Source organism: Catalinimonas alkaloidigena (assembly GCF_900100765.1).
GTDB lineage: Bacteria > Bacteroidota > Bacteroidia > Cytophagales > Flexibacteraceae > Mooreia > Mooreia alkaloidigena.
In genome coordinates this window covers 104,977-123,603 of sequence record NZ_FNFO01000014.1, presented here as the reverse complement: position 1 = coordinate 123,603, position 18,627 = coordinate 104,977, and the positions used below count along the sequence as shown (strand labels likewise).

Here is an 18,627-nt window from a genome sequence, read left to right as displayed (position 1 = left end):
CCCACCACATCAGGTAGGTACTGCAATTTTTTCTTTATAAATTGACCTAATTATTAGAGTCAATTGCCTGAGACCAACGTAACACATGGGTACTAAGCGGGCGAGTCGGCACCCAAAATGGCCTTTTTTCCTTTCTCTGCTGACGCTACCCTTTCTTTCTCTTTTTTCCCGGTCCCTTCCTGCGCAGGTGCCGCGCACAGCGGATCGCGAGCGGTCGGCTGATGTTGCTACATGGGGGCAGATCCAGTTCAAGCAATTTTCGACCGCCGACGGGCTACAGAGTAATTCCATGTACTCGGTTACGCAAGATGCCTACGGCTTTATCTGGATCGCTACGGCAGGAGGCGTCGCCCGGTACGACGGGACACGGTTCGTACCGCTGGAATCTCTCATTCCAGATCAGGGCGTTCTCACCGAGGGTGCGGTTTGCGTCTATGCCGATCAGCAACACGGGTTATGGATCGCCAGTGCCAACCCTACCGAACTGATTCGTGTGGATTTACAAACCAATGTGGTCACTCGGATTGCGGCGGCCCCCAACAACAACGCGGGCAACCCGCGCATCTGGGAATCGCCCACCGGAGAAATCTGGTTTAGTCTGCAAGACGGGCTGGGTCGGTATTCGTATCAGGACCGTCGCTACCAGCATTTTCCCTTGTTCCTGAATGGCACCCCTGCGCAGGTGTTTCAGTTTTGCCCGGGCCCCGACGAGGCGTTGTGGGTCGTGACCGGCAACCATCTACTCAAGTTCGATCCCCTTACCGGTCAGTACCAGCGCGACCGTACCGGCCATCCGGGACAACCTCTGTTTCATACCGAAGAAGGCTTACTCACGGCCATTCGAGAAACGGCAGACGGGCGGTTCTGGATCAGCAACTGGTACGAGCCCGGGCAAGGGCTGATGCTGTACGATCCCCGGCAGGAACGGGTCCTGAAGCGTTATGTCACCGCAGGGCAGGCGCAAGCGGGTGAGATTCCTGGTGGAGAAATTCGTCAGATTCGGGTGAATCGCACGGGGCTCTGGCTGGCGGGCAATACGGGGGGGCTCTCCTACCTGGATCTGGCCCATGACACGCTTCTGCATTGGACCTACACCCCGGAACAGATCCACGGGCTCAGCGATGCGCAGATCATGGATTTTTTCCAGGACCAGGCCGGTAACTGGTGGATTCCCACGGCCAACCAACTGAACTACGCAGACCTGCACGAAACGCACTTTGACCTGCTGACGCACGTCCCTGGCCAACCCAACAGCCTGATTGATAACCTGGTCTATTCCCTGGCGCTGCTGCCCGACGACCGACTCCTGATCGGTACCAAACGCGGGGTCAGCCTCTACACGCCGCAAACGGAGACATTCTTCAATTTCCAGCTGCCTGGCTACAATCATAACGAATACAACAATCAGATCCTGACGATGCTGGCCCGGGCCGACGGAACGGCCTGGCTCGGAACTTGGTCGGGCCTGAGTCAGGTGCGCCTCTCGGACGGAAAGCTGGTGCGGCAATTGCTGGGCGACATCAATGTCGGGTTGCCGCCGGGCGACCCGCGCTACTATCCTTCCCTGGGAGCCATTATGGAATTGTTCGGCACTTTACGGGGGCCCTTTCTTCTCCAGAATAACTTTGGCCTGTTGCGCCTGTTTCCTGGAGTGTCCTCCCCGGACCGTCTCCCCTTCACCCCCCTGGAGCAGAGCATGCCCCAGGACGCGTCGCCCCTGATTCCCTACGCGGCTCTCGACTCAGGAGCGTATCTGATCAGCCACCGCCACCAATTCGCCCGCTTTTCAGCGCACGACCTACGGATTCTGCCGCTCTCCTTCCCTACGGCCGACAGCCTCCTGACGCAGCATGCCCTTACTGACTTCATCCTGGCAGACGATCGTACCGGATGGTTTCTGGCCGATAATCAGGTATACCGCATCGCGCTTCCGTCCGGACGCATTACCCGCCAACCGCTCCCCCCCTCGCTGGCCACGCAAACGCTGGTGAGCCTCTTTCCGGACCGTTCGGGCGATCTCTGGCTGTCGACCCTGCAGGGAGTCGGGCATTTCCGACCCGCCACACACCAAGCTACGTTCTTCGATGCGGCCGTCTACCTGAACGGAAACGTCGACAGCGAGGAGGGGACCCGCCACTTTGTGCAGGCCACCGACGGCACGCTCTACCTGGCAGGGAACAAAGGGGTGACCGTCATCCACCCCGAAGCGCTGGTGACCAATACGTTTGTGCCTCCGGTCTACATCACAGAGTTGCGCGCCAACAACCAGTCCCTCTCCTTCGACTCAAGCCTGACCGTGCTGCGTAACGTCCAGCTGCCTTACGATCAGAACAACCTGTACCTTCGGCTGGCCGCGCTGAACTTCACCGTGCCGGCGCAAAACCAGTACGCGTACCGGTTGCGAGAGGTCGATACGACGTGGGTACACCTGGGATACAGCAACGAATTACGGCTGAGCAACCTGGCGCCGGGGCGCTATACGCTACAGGTGCGGGCGGCGAACAACGACGGCGTGTGGAACGAAGAAGGATTGCAGCTTTCGCTCCTTATCGCGCCCCCCTGGTGGAAAACAGGCGGGGCTTACGCGGGCTATCTGGTCCTGCTTCTGGGCATGGGATATGCCGTCCTCTGGTTTCTGCTGCGTCAGCGCATGGCCCGCAACGAGGCGGAGCGCCTGCGGCAGCTTGACGAAGTCAAAAGCAGATTTTTCACCAACATTACCCACGAGTTCCGCACGCCCCTCACCGTGATTCAGGGGTACGCCCGCCAAACGGAAGACGGGGCCGGTTACCTGTCCCGGCAGCGCCTGCGGCAAAACATGCAACGCATTTACCAGCAAAGTCAACAGCTCCTCACGCTGATCAACCAGATTCTGGATCTCAATAAACTCGACGCCGAGGCCCTTCCCATCCAGCTGGAATCTGCCGACCTGATCCTTTTTTTGCGTTACCTGACGGAAAGCTTCCGGTCGCTGGCTCAGGATCGGGGCATTCACCTGCAATTCAAGACGAATCAGGCCGCCTTCCCCGCGCGATTCGATCCGGACAAATGGCAGAGCATTGTCAGCAATCTGGTGTCGAATGCCCTCAAATTCACCCCCGCAGAAGGAGCGGTCCAGGTGCAGGTCACCCTATACCATCAGCATCAGAAAAGGGACGCAAACACACAGGAAGACTGGCTATCCTTATCGGTCCGCGATACGGGGGTGGCCATTCCCCTGGCCGAACAGGGCCGGATCTTCGACCGCTTTTATCAGGCCGATACACCCGCCCGCCGGGTCGGTAAGGGGACGGGAATTGGCCTGTCGCTAACCCGCCAGTTTGTAGAACAGTTGGGCGGTACCATCTCGGTTCACAGTGCGGAAGGCAGTGGTACTACGTTTACCGTAGACCTTCCCGTACAAGGGTTGCCCCCGGAAACATCCCTGCCGCACGCCATTTCTTTTCTGCAGGAGAACGTCGAAGGCACGTTGCCCTCAACGGAACACCAGTCCCCGCCAGTACCGGCGCACCCGGACGAAGAACCCTACGACGACGGGCGCCCCCTGGTGTTGGTGGTGGAAGATACGCCGGAAGTCACCCGATACCTCGTCAGTTGCCTGGAAAGTCGCTACCAGCTCATCACGGCGGGCGACGGCTCAGACGGAATAAAACAAGCCCTGGCCCGGGTGCCCGACGTGATTATCAGCGACATCATGATGCCTCGCACGGATGGCTACACGCTGGTGCGGACCCTCAAGCAGGACGTGCGTACCAGCCACATTCCGATTCTGATGCTGACGGCCAAAGCCACCCAATCCGACAAGGTAGCCGGACTGAAAACGGGCGCGGATGCCTACCTGATCAAGCCTTTCGATCCGGAGGAGTTGTTGGTACGCCTGGAACAGTTGCTCCGGTTACGCAGGCGGTTACAGCAGCACTACAGTCAGCACGTTGCGCCAACCGGACCACCCTCCCCCACGCTTACCGAGACCACCGAAAACGAATTCCTGACGCGCCTGCAAGCGTTGGTAGAAGCCCACCTGGACCAGCCCGGGTTCGGCGCCGACGAACTGGCTACCGCCCTTTCCATGAGTCGCACGCAGTTGTACCGCAAACTGCGTGCGGTGCTCGACACTTCCGTGAATCATTACATCCGGTCGGTCCGACTTCAGGTCGCCCAGCAAATGTTATGCAACCCTTCCCTGACCATTACCGAGGTCGCCTATGCGGTGGGCTTCAGCAGTCCTCAGTACTTCAGCCGGACCTTTAGCGAGACGGTGGGCCAAAGCCCTACCGAATGGCGCGAGCAACGGAAACACGCCTGAACTGCTCCAACCTCACTTTCCTTTTGCAGGCGCAGTACTTCCCGCCAGCAGTCATATTGCAACACCCCCACAATTAACACACTGTATGTCAGCACGTTACATGCGTGTTACACCAGTATACAAGTTTGGAACAATAGTGCACGACCTCTCCCCCGCTCCCTTCTATCTTCGTTGCACGAGGTTTCAAGACAGACTCGTATCACGCCGGAAAACGCCGTGTTACCGCCCGTCTTCGCAAGGCCACGCACCCTGCTTCTACTCCCAAACTCAACTACGTATGCGACATTTTTTCTCCTTCTGTGCCCTGACCGCAGTGCTGGTTTTCGGGTCTGGTATCCCTGGAGTACAGGCCCAATGGGTCGACTCTGGCTTTTCCAACGACTTCAAACAGCCTACCAAAGCCAAACTCGTCAACAAAGCCTGGTGGATTACCAATCAGGCTACCGGCGCCATGATTTCCACGAATGGCGACAAGGTCGTGGTGCAATCGGCTTTAGATTATGAGCACTCAAGCCAGTTTGTCATCGAAGCTGCGCTGGACGAGGAAGGCGAATCTGACAAACAATGGTTTTACATCCGGCATGCCAAGAGCGGGAAATACCTGACGCTCGTTTCCGACCAGAGTGGACACCCGATTGTGCTGCGCGATAAGCAGGAGAGCCACTACCAGCATTTCCGGCTTCTGCCCTTCGACGTCACCACCGGCTGGCCGTCCATCAAGCCGCGCATTGGTACTAACCTGCGGGTCACGGTCAATACCACCACCGGGATCGTCTTTGCACGAACATTTACGCCGGGGCCTGGTGGCATCTATGCCAACGATGAGCAGCAGTTTACGTTCACGCAGGCGATCCCTACCTCTGCGGTGACGCGCTATGTACTGATGGGCATCAACAATGGCGATTACATCAGCGACCTGGGCGAGAAAGTCAACGGAGCGCCGGTCAAACACATTTTGGAGTCAGATTTGTCGTGCATGTGGCTGTTTATCTACGTGCGGAACGACGGCTATAACAACTACTACCACATACGGAACTACCTGACCGGTCAGTACCTGAGTGCTCCTTCCGATGCAGCCGGGGCGGCGTTAATGACGGTAGACAGTACGCATCTGAATGCCCGAAGTGTCTGGAAACTGGAGCCGGACGAATTTACCATCAAACTAAAAAATGAGGCTACCGGCTATTACATGAGCTCGCGGGGCGAAGCCGCCAGTGGTCATCCGATCTACCAGACGGTAGTAACCACCGCGGGCGTGCGCTGGCATCTGGTGCGCAACGACGTAGCCGATATGGTCCCCAAAGAAGGTGACTTTGCTCACCTGAACCAAGCCGATACCTACGCACCCCACCTCTACAATCCCAGCAACTGTTCGTTAAAACAGGAAGAGCTGCTGTACTACATCGGTTTACCCCGTAACGTTCTGTTGTACCCGCTTGTGCGACAGGCCCTGGCACAACTCGATCGTTACGATTATGGTCCGGGAACAAGTAATGTAGATTACGCTCTTGCGAATTTCAAACCTACTAATCCCGGCCATCGGGTGGAAGTCGCCTACGCTGTACGCCAGTACGTGCTACGGTACCTGGTAAACAAGCCACGCGCTAGCTGGACCGAGGCGGAAAGAACGCTGGTCGTTTACTTGGAGCAAGAGGCGGGTCGCCTTCGCCTTGAGTACGCAAAAGCGTTGAACGATGCCTGGACAGCCTTCATCCAGGGACACGTGGGCGGTACGATGAGCGATCTTCTGGAAATTCCCAATCCCACCGACTTCACCCCGCCCGCCCCGTATCATGCCGCCGGTGCACAAATCACCTTGATGGAACAGTACGCACGCGCTACCCGTACCTTCGGCTACACGAACCAAGGGCTGGTTTCCTTGGGGGGCAGCGTAGCGGCAGCAGGGGCCACGGCATTGGTTCTTACTACGCTGATGAATGCTACGGCATTCACAAGTGCGGCGTATGCGTCGGCTCTATCCAACTTTACGCTGGTGACCTCAAATCTTGAGTTTTTCTCTACGCCTCAACAGATTGCATCCGCCGCAACCCAGTTAAGCCTGGCGACTACGGCACAAAGCAATGCTTCTGCAGTGGCCAGCGCAATAAGCAGTGTTAGTAGCGCCGTGGCCGTGGTGGCGGTAGTAGCAATGGCCTCGATGATTTTATCTCAACAGGTAATCGCCGTGCGTAACCTGACCGACTACAAGGACGCTATTGCTCTCAAGACCCTTCGTGCCGGCCAACCGGTCTGGGTCGATCAAATTATGAAGGGGACGAACGAACTGGATAGGATCGGGCTTCTTCAGGACCTGGACGTCATTTTGGGCGCCCCCAACCTGTACCGGGAATGGGAAGAGACGTACGGAGGCGGCATCGAGGAACCTCGACTTCCCAACTTCGACGGCTGCGGGTTTCCTCCTGTTTTCTTTGTGCTTTACTCGTTTTCCGGAAGCAAACAAAACGAAACGGCCCGCCTCGAATGGGTAGTCGGGGCGGAAAACAGTCTGGCAAGCTACATCATTGAGGACAGCGTGGCCGGCGCCGGGGGCACGTTCCAGCCGGTGGCCACCAAGCCCGCCACGGGCCTTACGCCGGGCAGCAGTAGCGAGCGTACCCTGACCCACCGGCTGGACCTCCCGCCCCCCGCACCCGGCACGCATTTTTATCGCCTTCGCTACACAGGAACCAATTACGTCACGCCGTACACGGTGAAGATCACCATCACGCCGCCCCCGGTGTGTAGCGGAGACGTAACCCTGGTCACGCAGGCGCAGGTCGATGCCTTTACGTGTGGTGAAGTGACCGGCAACCTGACCATTTTCGGCAACCTGATTACCGACCTCCGTCCGTTGCGACGTCTCAAGAAGGTAGGAGGCACGCTGCAGATCAACGGTACCCAACTGACGTCGCTGGAAGGCCTGGACAACATTACTTCGGTCGGTAATCTAACCATCCAAAATAACCCCCTGTTGGCTTCGCTCACCGGATTGGCCCACATGGCTCCCCTGGCCCCAGACAACGAAGTAACCATCCTCAATAATCTCAAACTAACCGACCTGACGGGCCTGAAAAAAGTGACCTCAGGCAAGTCGGCGCGGCTGATTATTCTTGCCAACGCCAGCCTGACCAGTTTGGCGGGATTGGACAGTCTGGACCAAAGCAAAGTCGTCGTTGCGGATAACGACGGATTGACGGACATCAGCGCGTTGCAACAGGCGCCGCACCTCACCAGCCTTACCCTCAGCGGGAACGCCTCGCTAGCCACTTGTTGTGTCGTGCAGCAGTTTGCCAATGCCGACGATTTTACCATAAGCAACAACGCCGCCGGTTGTAGCTCGCTGGCAGAAATCACGACGGCGTGCGCCCCGCCCCCGACCAACATCGCTCCGCAAGCGGACGCCGGGCCGGATCAAACCGTAGGAGCGGGTCCGAATGGGCGCGCATCGGTCACACTCGACGGATCCGGCTCCAGCGACGAAGACGGCACCCTTATCCGCTACGTTTGGAAGAAAGACACGACCACCCTGGCGACAGGGGTGAACCCTACCCTGGAACTGGCCGAGGGACTCCATACCCTGGTGCTTACGGTCACGGACGATCAGGGCGCTGCCGATTCCGATGAAGTAAGCATCACCGTTGCACCCTACACACCTCCCCCTGCCGAAACCGCCCTCTGGCTGGAAGCCGAATGCGCCGAAGTAGGAAGCCACTGGCTGGCTGGAAGTGCGGACGATGCCTCAGAGGGTAAATACGTTACCATGCAAAATCGCTACGGAAGTGCTCCCGGTGGGCAAGCGGCAGCCCGGGTACGCTTTAGTTTTCAGGTCGACGAAGCCGGGACGTACCACGTTTTCGGACGGGTACGGACGGTCAGCTCCAACCATAACTCGTTCTGGCTACGCATCAACGGTGGCGATTGGGTACTGTGGGGCCTGCCGGTAAGCAGCGCCTTCTTCTGGACCGAAATCAAACAAGGCGCGATTGCCTTACCGGCTGGCACGAATACGATCGATGTGGAATACCGCGAACCCAGTACTTATCTGGACAAGCTGGTGATCACCCCTTCGGCTACGCCCCCCGCTGGGCTGGGAGAAACGGCCCTCAACTGCAGTACCCCACCGCCCCCGCCGCCGGTCACCAAGCAGTATTGGCTGGAAGCCGAGTGTGCCCAAGTCGGCAACCATTGGCAGCCTGGCAACGCCGTCGATGCATCTGAAAGCCAGTATGTTACGATGCTGAATCGATACGGCAGTGCGCCGAGTGGCCAGGCAGCCAACCGGGTACGGTTCACGGTAGAAATTGAGACGACGGGCACCTACCACATCTTCGGGCGGGTGAAGGCCATCAGTTCCAGCCATAATTCGTTTTGGGTACGCATCAACAACGAGAACTGGATGCAGTGGGGGGTGCCTGTGAGCAGCGCCTTCTTCTGGACCGAAATCAAACAAGGCGCGGTTGCTTTACCGGCCGGCACGAATACAATCGATGTGGAATACCGCGAGCCCCGCACCTACCTCGACAAGCTGGTCGTGACTTCGGAAACGGAAGCCCCCACCGGCCTGGGTGGTATCGCCCTCAATTGCAGTACCCCACCGCCGCCGCCACCCGTCGCCTCCGAAGACGTGTGGCTGGAAGCCGAGTGCGCGCAGGGGGGCACCCAGTGGACGGAAGTAGCCAGCTCGCTGGCGTCGAACGGCAGCATAATGACCCGGCAAGGGAGCGCTTTGTACACACCTTCCGATCAGGTGGCCGATCGCCTCCGCTTTCAGTTCATCCTGGACCAGGCAGGTCAGTACTACCTGTTCGGGCGCATCCGGGCCATGACCACCAACCGTAATTCGTTTTGGGTGCGCATCAACGGCGGGGAATGGATGCTCTGGGAGCAGTCGCCTACGGGTACCGGCTATACCTGGTACCCGAAAGACGGCGGGGCCTTTGCCCTGGCAGCGGGCGTGAACACCCTCGACATCGGGTACCGCGAACCCAATACCAACCTGGACAAGCTCTACCTCTCCACCCAAAGCAGTGCGCCTTCCGGCTATGGCGTTACGGCGTCCAACTGCCAGAGTAGCCGGAAGGCGGGCACGACCCGTCCGGCGGCAAACGTTGCCTCCTGGCAGGTCTACCCCAACCCCGTTGCCACCCACCTGAACATCGCCTGGGAAGGGACCCATACCGTCCGCTTGTACAACACCCTGGGTGTAGTCGTAGGCGAATGGCGCATGACCGACCAAGCCGTCTTGCCAGTAGCGTTCTTACCTACCGGGGTCTACTACCTGCAGTCGGAAGGGCAGCCTACGCAAAAGCTGGTCAAACCGTAGTAAAAGCACGTGCACGCGGGGTTTAAGCTCTGATTAAACCCCGCGTGCACGTTACTTACTAAATGCCTTGACGACAAGAACAGGATCCTTGGATAAGTTTTTAAGAGTATACACTTCCGTAGCCGCTGGAATGATAAAGGTTTCTGCATACGAAAAGGTGGTAGTACCATTCTTAGTCACTACGGCGATTTTCTGGCCTTCCACCAGGCTCAGGACGTGTGCTTGGTTGTGGGTGCGTACCTGTACTTCTGTTTTCAGATAAAACCGATGCACGTCATACAGATGTGCCGGATGCGTAGCCAGATGTTGCAATTCCCACTCCGGAGTACGTTCGACAAGGTGGGGCTTGGCGATTAGCTCCGACGCCACACGGGTGCCCGATCGCTCAAAGACCAGATTCTCCATGCCCCTTTCAATGTTGAGCGGTCGGGGATTGCCCTCCAGGTCGAGCCGTAACCAGTCGTACATTTTGAAGGTGTAGATGTAAGGCGTAGCACTTATCTCCAAGACCAGGTTGTCTTTCCCGGAACTGTGGATCGTCCCGGGGGGAATCAGAAACAAATCGTGCTTGTGTGACTTAAACGTCTGGATAAACTGCTTGATGTCGAGTTCCTGTTTTTCCCGCTGGCTGGTTTCCAATGCCTCTTTGAACACAGCCGGCGTAATGCCTTCCTGAAACCCAAGATATACCTCAGCTTCGTCCTTGCAGTCAAGAATGTAATACGTTTCTTCCTGGGTAATCTTTTCCCCGAAGTGCTGGTGGATGTACGCCTGGTGTGGATGGCATTGCACCGAAAGGTTCCCCCCATCGAAGGTGTCTAGGAAATCAAACCGAATCGGAAATTCATACCGGTACGTGCTAAAATCCTTCCCTAATATCGCATCACCTGCATGAAACATGAGGAAATCAAACGAATGCTCCAGCATCAGCCCTGCGCTTTCCAGAAGGATGCCGTTCTCCGGCACAATCAGTTCAAAAGACCAGGCATAGTTCACTACGTCCTCTTCCAGACCTTCGATGTTGTTTTTAATCCATTGACCTCCCCAGGCACCGGGTTCAAACCAGGGCCGTACTCGGATGGGAGAAGTGACGATACGTTTAATGCTTTCGCGCCAGGCATCGCCTCGCATCCACGTGATTTCTTCGGTGCGCTGGCCGTCCACCAGGAAGTCTATATCATTTTTGAGCGCGTTCTTGTGCTTGTTCAGGACGATCCAGTCGACAAAGTAAAAACGCTTGTACATCGTTTTGGGATCATCCGCCTGCGAAGCGCCCAGGTTCCGTACCGCACCCGCTCTGGACCGAAACTGGATTTCGTTTTTGCTGATTTCAAAAAAAACAAGCTTACCCTCCACCGGCACTAACGAAGCGCCGATCCCGTAATAGATCACGGGTCCGTCGGCGCGATCAGCCGCCAGGGAGTCTAGTTGGTCCTGCTCAAAAAAGTCCTGCAGTGCCAAGGCGTGGGCAACCCTGCCGAAGATCGGATCATCACCACCCAGGTAGGGCGCGATGAGGGCATCAATGCACACTTCCGGCTTCAGCGCCCTTTCTACCTGAACCCAGGTGGGCACCACCCCCTGCTTGGTAAAAGCGGCTGTCAGGCGATCTTTTACCTGGTCGAAGCGGATGCCCACGTAACCCTCGATCCGGATGCAGTGGTACGAAGCCAGGGCCGCGGCCAGTGTATCGTAGCCCTCGAAAATCAGACCGTCTCCGAGCGGATGCGTAGGGTATATGTCGTACGTAGCGGGAGAGGTTGCTTTCGAAACGGGTAGCTCGTGTTGTGAAGTTTCCCGTAGCGCTACCGGGATGAGTTTAGACATCGATTCTTGTATCATTTCGTTTTTTAGTTCTCTCCCTTAAAGATCGCCGCCCGGCCGTACGCTTCAATCAGGCAGGCCTGATGCAACAGCCAGTAGTACCGCCCTGGCGCATTTCCCGACCAATCCTCGTAAAAATGTCCGTCGGAGGTGCGGGCATGTTCCCAGGCGTAATCAGCATTGTGAATAAATACGTCTACGTACTGTTTGGCGGTGGCGTCGTAGGCAGCTAGTTTGATGAAGGCACTCATCAATTCTACATTAAACCAGGGGTCGTTCGTCTGGTAAAACAGACGATCGCGAGTGACCCGGGTAAATTTAGCATGAGCAGACCGCGCGGTAGCAATGGCGTGTTCCAGGTACTTCGCTTCCTGCGTAATCTCGTACAAATTGACGCCCGCCATGATCATCATCGCCGCATTGTAAGTCCATTTGGTAGGATTCACCTGACCGGTGCCGATGTTGATGTCGTTCCAGTAAAGGTTGTCAGAGGGGTCGCGCAAGGTAGTGTAGAGCCAGTGGTAGACCCGTTTCGAAAACGAAAGGTACTTGCCCTCGCGGGTCTCTTTGTACAATTCGCTGGTGACGTAACTGGCATAGGCGCTGGTGTTGGCCGCCTTCATGCAATTGGGGCCGGCGGTGCAGTGCTGCGCCACGGATTCTAACCAGTAGAGCCCCCCTCCCATCCGGTCATCTTCTCCTGACATGATGAAGCGGGTGATGGCCATCGCCCTGTCCAGAAATTTCTGCGACTTTGTCAACCGGTACGCCTCGATCAGCTCCATGGCAACAATCCCGTTGTCGTCGTAAAAATGGTCCGACGAGGTCTCCGCTACGGGGTAGGCCTGGTAGGCGGGTAACGAGTCGCGATCGTCGTAGAACGCCTCCAGTCCCTCGAATTCTTTATCGAGTAGCGCGCGATTGTCGTACAGTGCATACAACACATTGCCGGCCGTCAGCATGCCGACGTAAGGCCAGAGGTAACAATAGTTGTTGTCTCCGGCTTGTTCGGGTACATTTTCCTTGTAGAGGTTCCCGATCCGGTAGTGCGCCTGGATAAAATCGTAAACTTCCCTGGCTTTCTCTTTGTGCGTCGGGCCCGTAACGGGAGTCGAGTCTGGGTTCACCGCTACACTGATCTGATCGTCCACCGGTTCTTTGCATCCGCACAGGTACAGGAGCGCGGTAAGTCCCACGCTCAGCAAGTTAGCCTTGATCATCGCCTTAGTTCCGTTTAAATTCGTGATAGTAATGGTCGGCTTTGGGATCAAACACCACGCTAACCGTAAAAGGCGCACCGTTGTAGGAGTCCGCAAATTTCCAGGCACCTTGCCAGTACTCTGCGTCCGGGCCCAAAAAGTAGGTAAAATAGTAACTGGCAGGCTCCTGCCCGTCGGGTCGTACGTTATACACCTGCTGACCTTCTACCAGCGACCCGTTCATGTCTGCATTGTGGTAGCTGCCCAGGTACGATTCCTGCCCTCCGATCGTCACTCTGAACCGGTATCGTTCTTCTTCCCAGCCCAGCCAATCGGGAGCCTCCGGCGCACCCGTCGTCAGGAAATCGAAGTAGCCTTCGGTGGATCGAAACGTATGGTCGCCTACGTAGGTCAAGGTGGCTTTGGTGGTCTGGTTCGCCAGGATGTACAACTCGATGGCAGACATGGCTTCGAAGGTGACGGTGGCCAACGAAAGGTTCATCCGCACCCGATAGACCCCTTCGGGCAACGTAAATGCAGTAGGCTGTTGGCCGCTTCTGAGTTTGCCCTCTTCGTTCAGGTAGTAATAGTGGACCGTCGAATCGGGGTGATTGGCATCGGCAATGAAGTAGTCTCCGGCCTTGAGCAGGGTAATGGATTCAAACACGCCGGGCTTGATTTCGTCGGTGGGCAGCTCCGGGCTGATTTCTTTGAAGGCCACGCCCTCGGTAAGTTGTTCGGCTTCGGTAGCCTCGCCAAAAATGTACATGAAGCGCGGAAATTCGGCGAGCCCTTCCGGACGGGTCAGGACCAGATCCATCGACTCGGTATAGCGCGTGAGGTGGTAGCCACTGGACGCCTCGACGGTCCAGCTCACTTTTCCGGTTTCGAGCTGTTTGATGCCCGCTTTGGAAGCGATGATGTTCAGGTAGACCGGACTCAGGGTAAGGGCGTTCCTGCCGCCTTTGTTGTCGGCAGGAAGCGCATAGATCGGATGACTAAAATCGCCTCCCTCGACATCAAACAGCACCCTGTAGAGCACCAGCCCCCCGTCGGCCGCCTGGGCTGAGGACCAGCTGAAGGTCACGCTGCTGTCCTTTTCAGGATTGATCAAGATGGCACTGTTGCTGCTGGGGGCCTCCAGCGACCCAAGTTGTACAATGTCGGTTTCCAAAGTATACGGGTCTTGCTGACAGGCGGTGGCGCAGACAACGAGCAGGGCCAGCCAGACGACAAAAGGTCTTTTTATAAGTTTCATTACCAGTTGGGGTTTTGTGATAGGTTGTCGTTGAGGTCTCTTTCGCTTTGCGGAATGGGCCACAGGTAGTGCTTCGCAGGATCGAAGGTTCTGAAATCCACCCGATGGTACCCGCCGTCTTCAGACGAAGCGTTGGTTTGCATCCCGTGTGCCCAGCCGTTGAGCACTTCTTCGGCAGTGTTCCACCGGCGGATGTCAAAGAAGCGGTGTCCCGCTTCGAATGCCAGTTCTACCCTTCGTTCGTTTCGGACGATACGCCGGAGGGTGGCCTGATCGGTGCCGGGGAAATCCAGTGCCTGCGCGGTCAGGCCGGCGCGTTCACGAATGGCCCCGATCGTCAGGTTCCAGTCTTGTTCGGTGAAGGTTCCCAGCTCGATCTTCGCTTCGGCATAGTTGAGCAGCACTTCGGCGTAACGTACCAGAATGAGGTCCAACCCGGAGTTGACCAGGTTTCGGGCTTCGGGGTCATAATACTTAGCGACGTAGTAGCCGGTCGGTGTTGCGTTGGAAGAAAAGTTGAGCCCGTCGGGTTCGGCACCGGGCACCGTGCGGAGGGTCACCTGCGTCCCGTCGAAGGTAGTCCACAGATAGTTGTCGTGGATAACAGTCGCCGACAGCCGGGGGTCGCGGTTTTGATACGGGGCATTCGGGTCATATCCCGAGGCGGGATCGTCGATGGGCAGGCCATTGAGGGTCGGGTAACTGTCGACCAGCTCCTGAAGCGGCGAAAAATTAGCATATCCTCCCTGGCTTGGCGGGATCAGCGAGTATTGGAGGTTGTGCTCCCGATCCACGGGCACGTACTGCAGGCTCAACAGCACCTCGTCGTTCGCCTCATGGGGCATCTTAAAAAGTGTACCGTAGTCCGGGTACAGGGAATAGCGGCCCAAAACCTGGGTCGCCAGCGAAGAAGCCACCTCATACTCGCCCTGGTACAGATGTATGCGTGAGGCCACTGCGGTCGCGGCGTCGCGCGTGATGCGCCCGCGCTGCTCGGCAGGGTAGCTTTCGGGAAGATGGCTGATGGCCAGCGCCAGCTCGTCATAGACAAAGCGGATCACCTCGCGTTGCGGCATTCTCTCCAGCACCAGCGATTCTTCAATGCTGATCTCATCGGTGACCAGGGGGACGTCTCCGAATAACTCCGACAGAAAGAAGTAATGCCACGCCCGGATGAATCGTGCCTGTGCGCCATACGCCAGGCGATCTGCTTCAGACAATTGAGTAACGTCGTTGATGTGGCTCAAAAAGATGTTCGTTCGTCTGATCCCTTCGTACCGCACCCGCCACTGGTCGGTGACCACGCCGTTCGAGGCATCGTAGTTGCCATTGGCGATGTTTCGGTAGTTTTCCATGCCCTTCGTGTAGGCGTCGTCCGAAAGAGCGTTCAGAAACAAATAGGATTCTGCACTCATCAAATCGGCATAGATCGCGTTTAGAAAGATTCGGGCGTCTTCCTCGGTCTGCCAATAGGTCAGCTCACTGCGCGCGTCCAACGGGGCCAAGTCCAGCTTTGAACAACCTGCCAGGAATATTCCGGTGGCCCATAGAAAATAAGTGGTGATTTTTTTCATGTCGCTTGTGATTAAAAGGTGATCTCAAGGCCGGTGGAATACACTCTGCTGACCGGGTACACCCGACCGCTGGAGGCGGCCCCGCCGCCATTCAGGCTGGCGCTCACCTCCGGATCCAGGCCGATGTTGAAGGGGCTCCATGTGAGTAAATTGAGTCCGGTAAGGTAAATCCTGGCGTTGCTTACGTGAATTTTGGAAAGCAGCCCGGATGCCACAGTGTAGCCGATCTGCACGTTTTTTAGGCGCAGGTAGTGTGCATCGTAAATCCAGAAATCGGACCGGGCCGCATTATTCACCGATTCCGATCCCACGGTCAGGCGGGGGTAGGTTGCGTCGGTATTTACCGGCGTCCATCGATCCAGGTGCTGCTTAAATACGGGGCCTTCGTTGTTGTTGTGAAACGCTTCTACCACCTCACCCCGAACCCACTGCTGCCGTTTGCCTACCCCTTGCACAAAAATTGAGAAATCCAGCCCTTTCCAGTCGGCCCGGTAGGTGGCCCCGAACGTGTAGCGGGGAAACGGATTGCCTATGATGAACCGGTCGTTTTCGTAATCAATCTGGCCGTCGCTGTTTCGGTCAATGTATTTGATATCGCCGGGTTTTACGCTTGTTGCAAACAAGGGCGTCGCATGGGCCGCGATTTCGTCAGCTGAATTGAAAAAGCCGTCCGAACGGAGCGCGTAGTACGAGTACAGGGGATACCCTTCTCGCAGGATGTTCTGCACATCAAAGCCGGAAATGAATTCCCGCCCCTGTAGGTTCACGACTTCGTTCAGGTTGTCGGAAACGTTGAGGCTGAGGGCATGCTGCACACTGCCGGTGCTCTGCTGGACCCGGACCGACGCTTCCCACCCCTGGTTCCTGACGGACCCTGCGTTTTGATAGGGTTGCCCCAGCCCATAGGTAGCCGGTACCGGAAGTTGCAGGAGGATGTTTTCGGTAAGGTTGTCAAACACATCGAACGTGAACTCTAGCTGGTTTCTGAAAAAAGAGAGGTCAAGGCCCAGGTTCTTCATGGTAGAGGTTTCCCAGGTCCGGTTGGCGTTCGATACGGAGTAGTAGGCGCCCGGCACCCCCACGTTGCCAAAGGCATAGACGTTGCTGGATACGCCGACCAGGCTTTGGTAGCCGTACAGGTCGTTGATATCCTGGTTGCCCAGTTGTCCCCACGAGGCTCTGATTTTAGCAAAGGAGACGACGCTCGCCAGGGCATTGAAAAACGATTCCTGGCTGATCACCCAGCCCGCCGATACTGAGGGAAAAATGCCCCACCGATTTTCCTTAGAAAAGCGTGAAGAGCCGTCGTAACGCAGGTTCGCTTCCAGCAGGTATTTATCGGCAAACGCATACCCTGCCCTGCCGAAGAAGGAATTGATTGCCCACGCGTTGGCCGAGCCGGTGGTGCCGCTCCGCAAGATCTCGGAGGCGTTGTTGATGACCCCGAATTCGTTGCCGGGCACGTCCAGGCCGGTGACGCCGAAAAAGCGGGTTTGATACCGTTCGGTAGAAGCACCTACGAGTGCGTCTATGCGGTGTTTTCCAGCAATCGTCTTTACGTAATTGGCCGTTACGTAGGGATTCAAGTAGAGCGACCGGCTGTACTGCTCGGACACCGAATTCTGGTTATCGCCCCCACCGGGATACGCATACTGAATGGACTTCCTGAACTCATGGGTCTGGTTGCTGGTAATGTTTCCCCCCAACACGCCTTTAAGTTTCAGGTTGGGCACGACTTCGTATTCCAGGCTCACGTTGCCTAGCACTTCGTCGTTCTGGCTCTGGCGTCCCCCGCCGGTTTCCAGGCGCGCCAGGCTATTGCCGTTGCTGCCACTGACGAGCGTATAGTTGCCGCTCTCATCTACGATGTTATAAAGGGGAGGCGTCCTGACGGTGGGTTCGATCAGCCATTCGGTAAACCAGGCATGGTCTTTTATGTCGTTGCGAACGGCCGAGATACGGCCGCCTACTTTCAACCGATCGCTGATTTCTTTGTCCAGGTTGATCCGGAAATTGTAGCGTTTGTATCCGTAATCCGGTCCTTTGAACAAACTGTTTTGAGATAAATACCCCAGCGACATAAAGTAGTTGAGTCCCTTATCGGCTCCGCTCAACGAAAGGTCATGGCTGCTCTGCGGGGCGTACTCCTGAAACAAGGATCGGTAGTGAGACACATTGGGGCCATGTTCCTTGTAGTCCAGAATCTGTTGCTGCGTAAATGCCGGGGCCATGCCCGAATTGACCAGGGCCTCGTTCCGCAGGGTTGCATACTCCCACGAGTCAGCCACTTTCGGGAAGTTGGTGGGTTGCTGGAGGCCGACCATCGTACTGTAGGTAAACTTGGGTTTGCCCGCTTCGCCCGATTTGGTGGTCACCAGAATCACGCCATTGGCAGCACGGGAGCCGTAAATAGAAGCAGACGCGGCGTCCTTGAGGACACTCACGCTGGCGATGTTGTTGGGGTTGATGTTGTTTAGCGAACTGATGACCCCGTCCACGACAATGAGGGGCGTAGTTCCGTTGATGGTGCTCAACCCCCTGATGTTGATCTGTGGATTGGTGCCCGGCTCTGACGTGCCTTGTTGCACCACGAGTCCAGGCGTTTCGCCCTGTAGGGCCTGGTACGCATTGACCACAGGCTTGCCCTGGATGGCTTTTGAGTCGATCTGGCCGACCGCCCCCGTTAGGTTTTCTTTTTTCTGAGTGCCGTATCCCACAACGACCACGTCCTGCAATTCCGTGAGGTTGTACTGCAGGTGGACCTCCAGGTTGGACTGCTGGTTCGTGATGTCGATGACTTGCTCGTCAAAGCCTACGTACGACACGATCACAAACTGACTGCTGTCGTACAGGAGGCTTAATTGAAAGTGCCCCTCCAGATCGGTGATGGTCCCGTTGGCAGTTCCTTTCTCCAGCACAGTGGCTCCCGGCAAGGGGCCGTCGTCGCTGGTGACCTGGCCGGAAAGGGTACGGCCTTGTGCTGACACGCGGAGTGAGGCAGCGGTCAACATGAGTAGAAATACGAGTCTTAGTGTATGCATAGGTTGATTTAAATTAAGTTCAAATGTTTGAACATATTAAAAGACACTAAAAATTATTTTCCCATGGTAGTTTGTGGTTTGAAACAAAGGGGTGGTGGTGAG

Annotated in this window: 7 protein-coding genes; 2 read left to right on the top strand and 5 right to left on the bottom strand. The window is 56.7% G+C overall.

All coding sequences use genetic code 11. From position 1 onward, the window contains the following. The first annotated feature begins 187 nt into the window (after positions 1–187). Positions 188–4,306: a hybrid sensor histidine kinase/response regulator transcription factor gene (locus tag BLR44_RS26015; RefSeq protein WP_176956216.1), complete on the top strand. Its 4,119-nt coding sequence runs from the start codon at positions 188–190 to the stop codon at positions 4,304–4,306. Between the two features lie 277 nt (positions 4,307–4,583). Beyond that, positions 4,584–9,629, top strand: coding sequence for an RICIN domain-containing protein (locus BLR44_RS26010; RefSeq protein WP_089687966.1), 5,046 nt, complete (start codon positions 4,584–4,586; stop codon positions 9,627–9,629). 51 nt (positions 9,630–9,680) lie between these two features. On the opposite strand, the gene BLR44_RS26005 is transcribed toward BLR44_RS26010, so the two are convergent. Genes BLR44_RS26005 through BLR44_RS25985 form a run of 5 tightly spaced genes read right to left on the bottom strand, consistent with a single transcriptional unit; the run spans position 9,681 to position 18,525 of the window. Beyond that, positions 9,681–11,456 (bottom strand): class I mannose-6-phosphate isomerase, encoded by a 1,776-nt coding sequence (locus BLR44_RS26005; RefSeq protein WP_089687964.1) that lies wholly within the window; start codon positions 11,454–11,456, stop codon positions 9,681–9,683. 23 nt (positions 11,457–11,479) lie between these two features. After that, positions 11,480–12,673: a glycoside hydrolase family 76 protein gene (locus tag BLR44_RS26000; RefSeq protein ID WP_089687962.1), complete on the bottom strand. Its 1,194-nt coding sequence runs from the start codon at positions 12,671–12,673 to the stop codon at positions 11,480–11,482. A 4-nt stretch (positions 12,674–12,677) separates the two neighbouring features. Continuing rightward, complete coding sequence (locus tag BLR44_RS25995; RefSeq protein WP_089687959.1) at positions 12,678–13,910, bottom strand: SusE domain-containing protein; 1,233 nt, start codon at positions 13,908–13,910, stop codon at positions 12,678–12,680. Beyond that, entirely contained in the window at positions 13,910–15,484 is a 1,575-nt protein-coding gene (locus BLR44_RS25990; protein WP_089687956.1) for a RagB/SusD family nutrient uptake outer membrane protein, read from the bottom strand. The genes BLR44_RS25995 and BLR44_RS25990 overlap by 1 nt, the downstream gene beginning before the upstream one ends. Before the next feature lie 11 nt (positions 15,485–15,495). Further along, positions 15,496–18,525: a SusC/RagA family TonB-linked outer membrane protein gene (locus BLR44_RS25985; RefSeq protein ID WP_218127195.1), complete on the bottom strand. Its 3,030-nt coding sequence runs from the start codon at positions 18,523–18,525 to the stop codon at positions 15,496–15,498. Positions 18,526–18,627 lie beyond the last annotated feature (102 nt).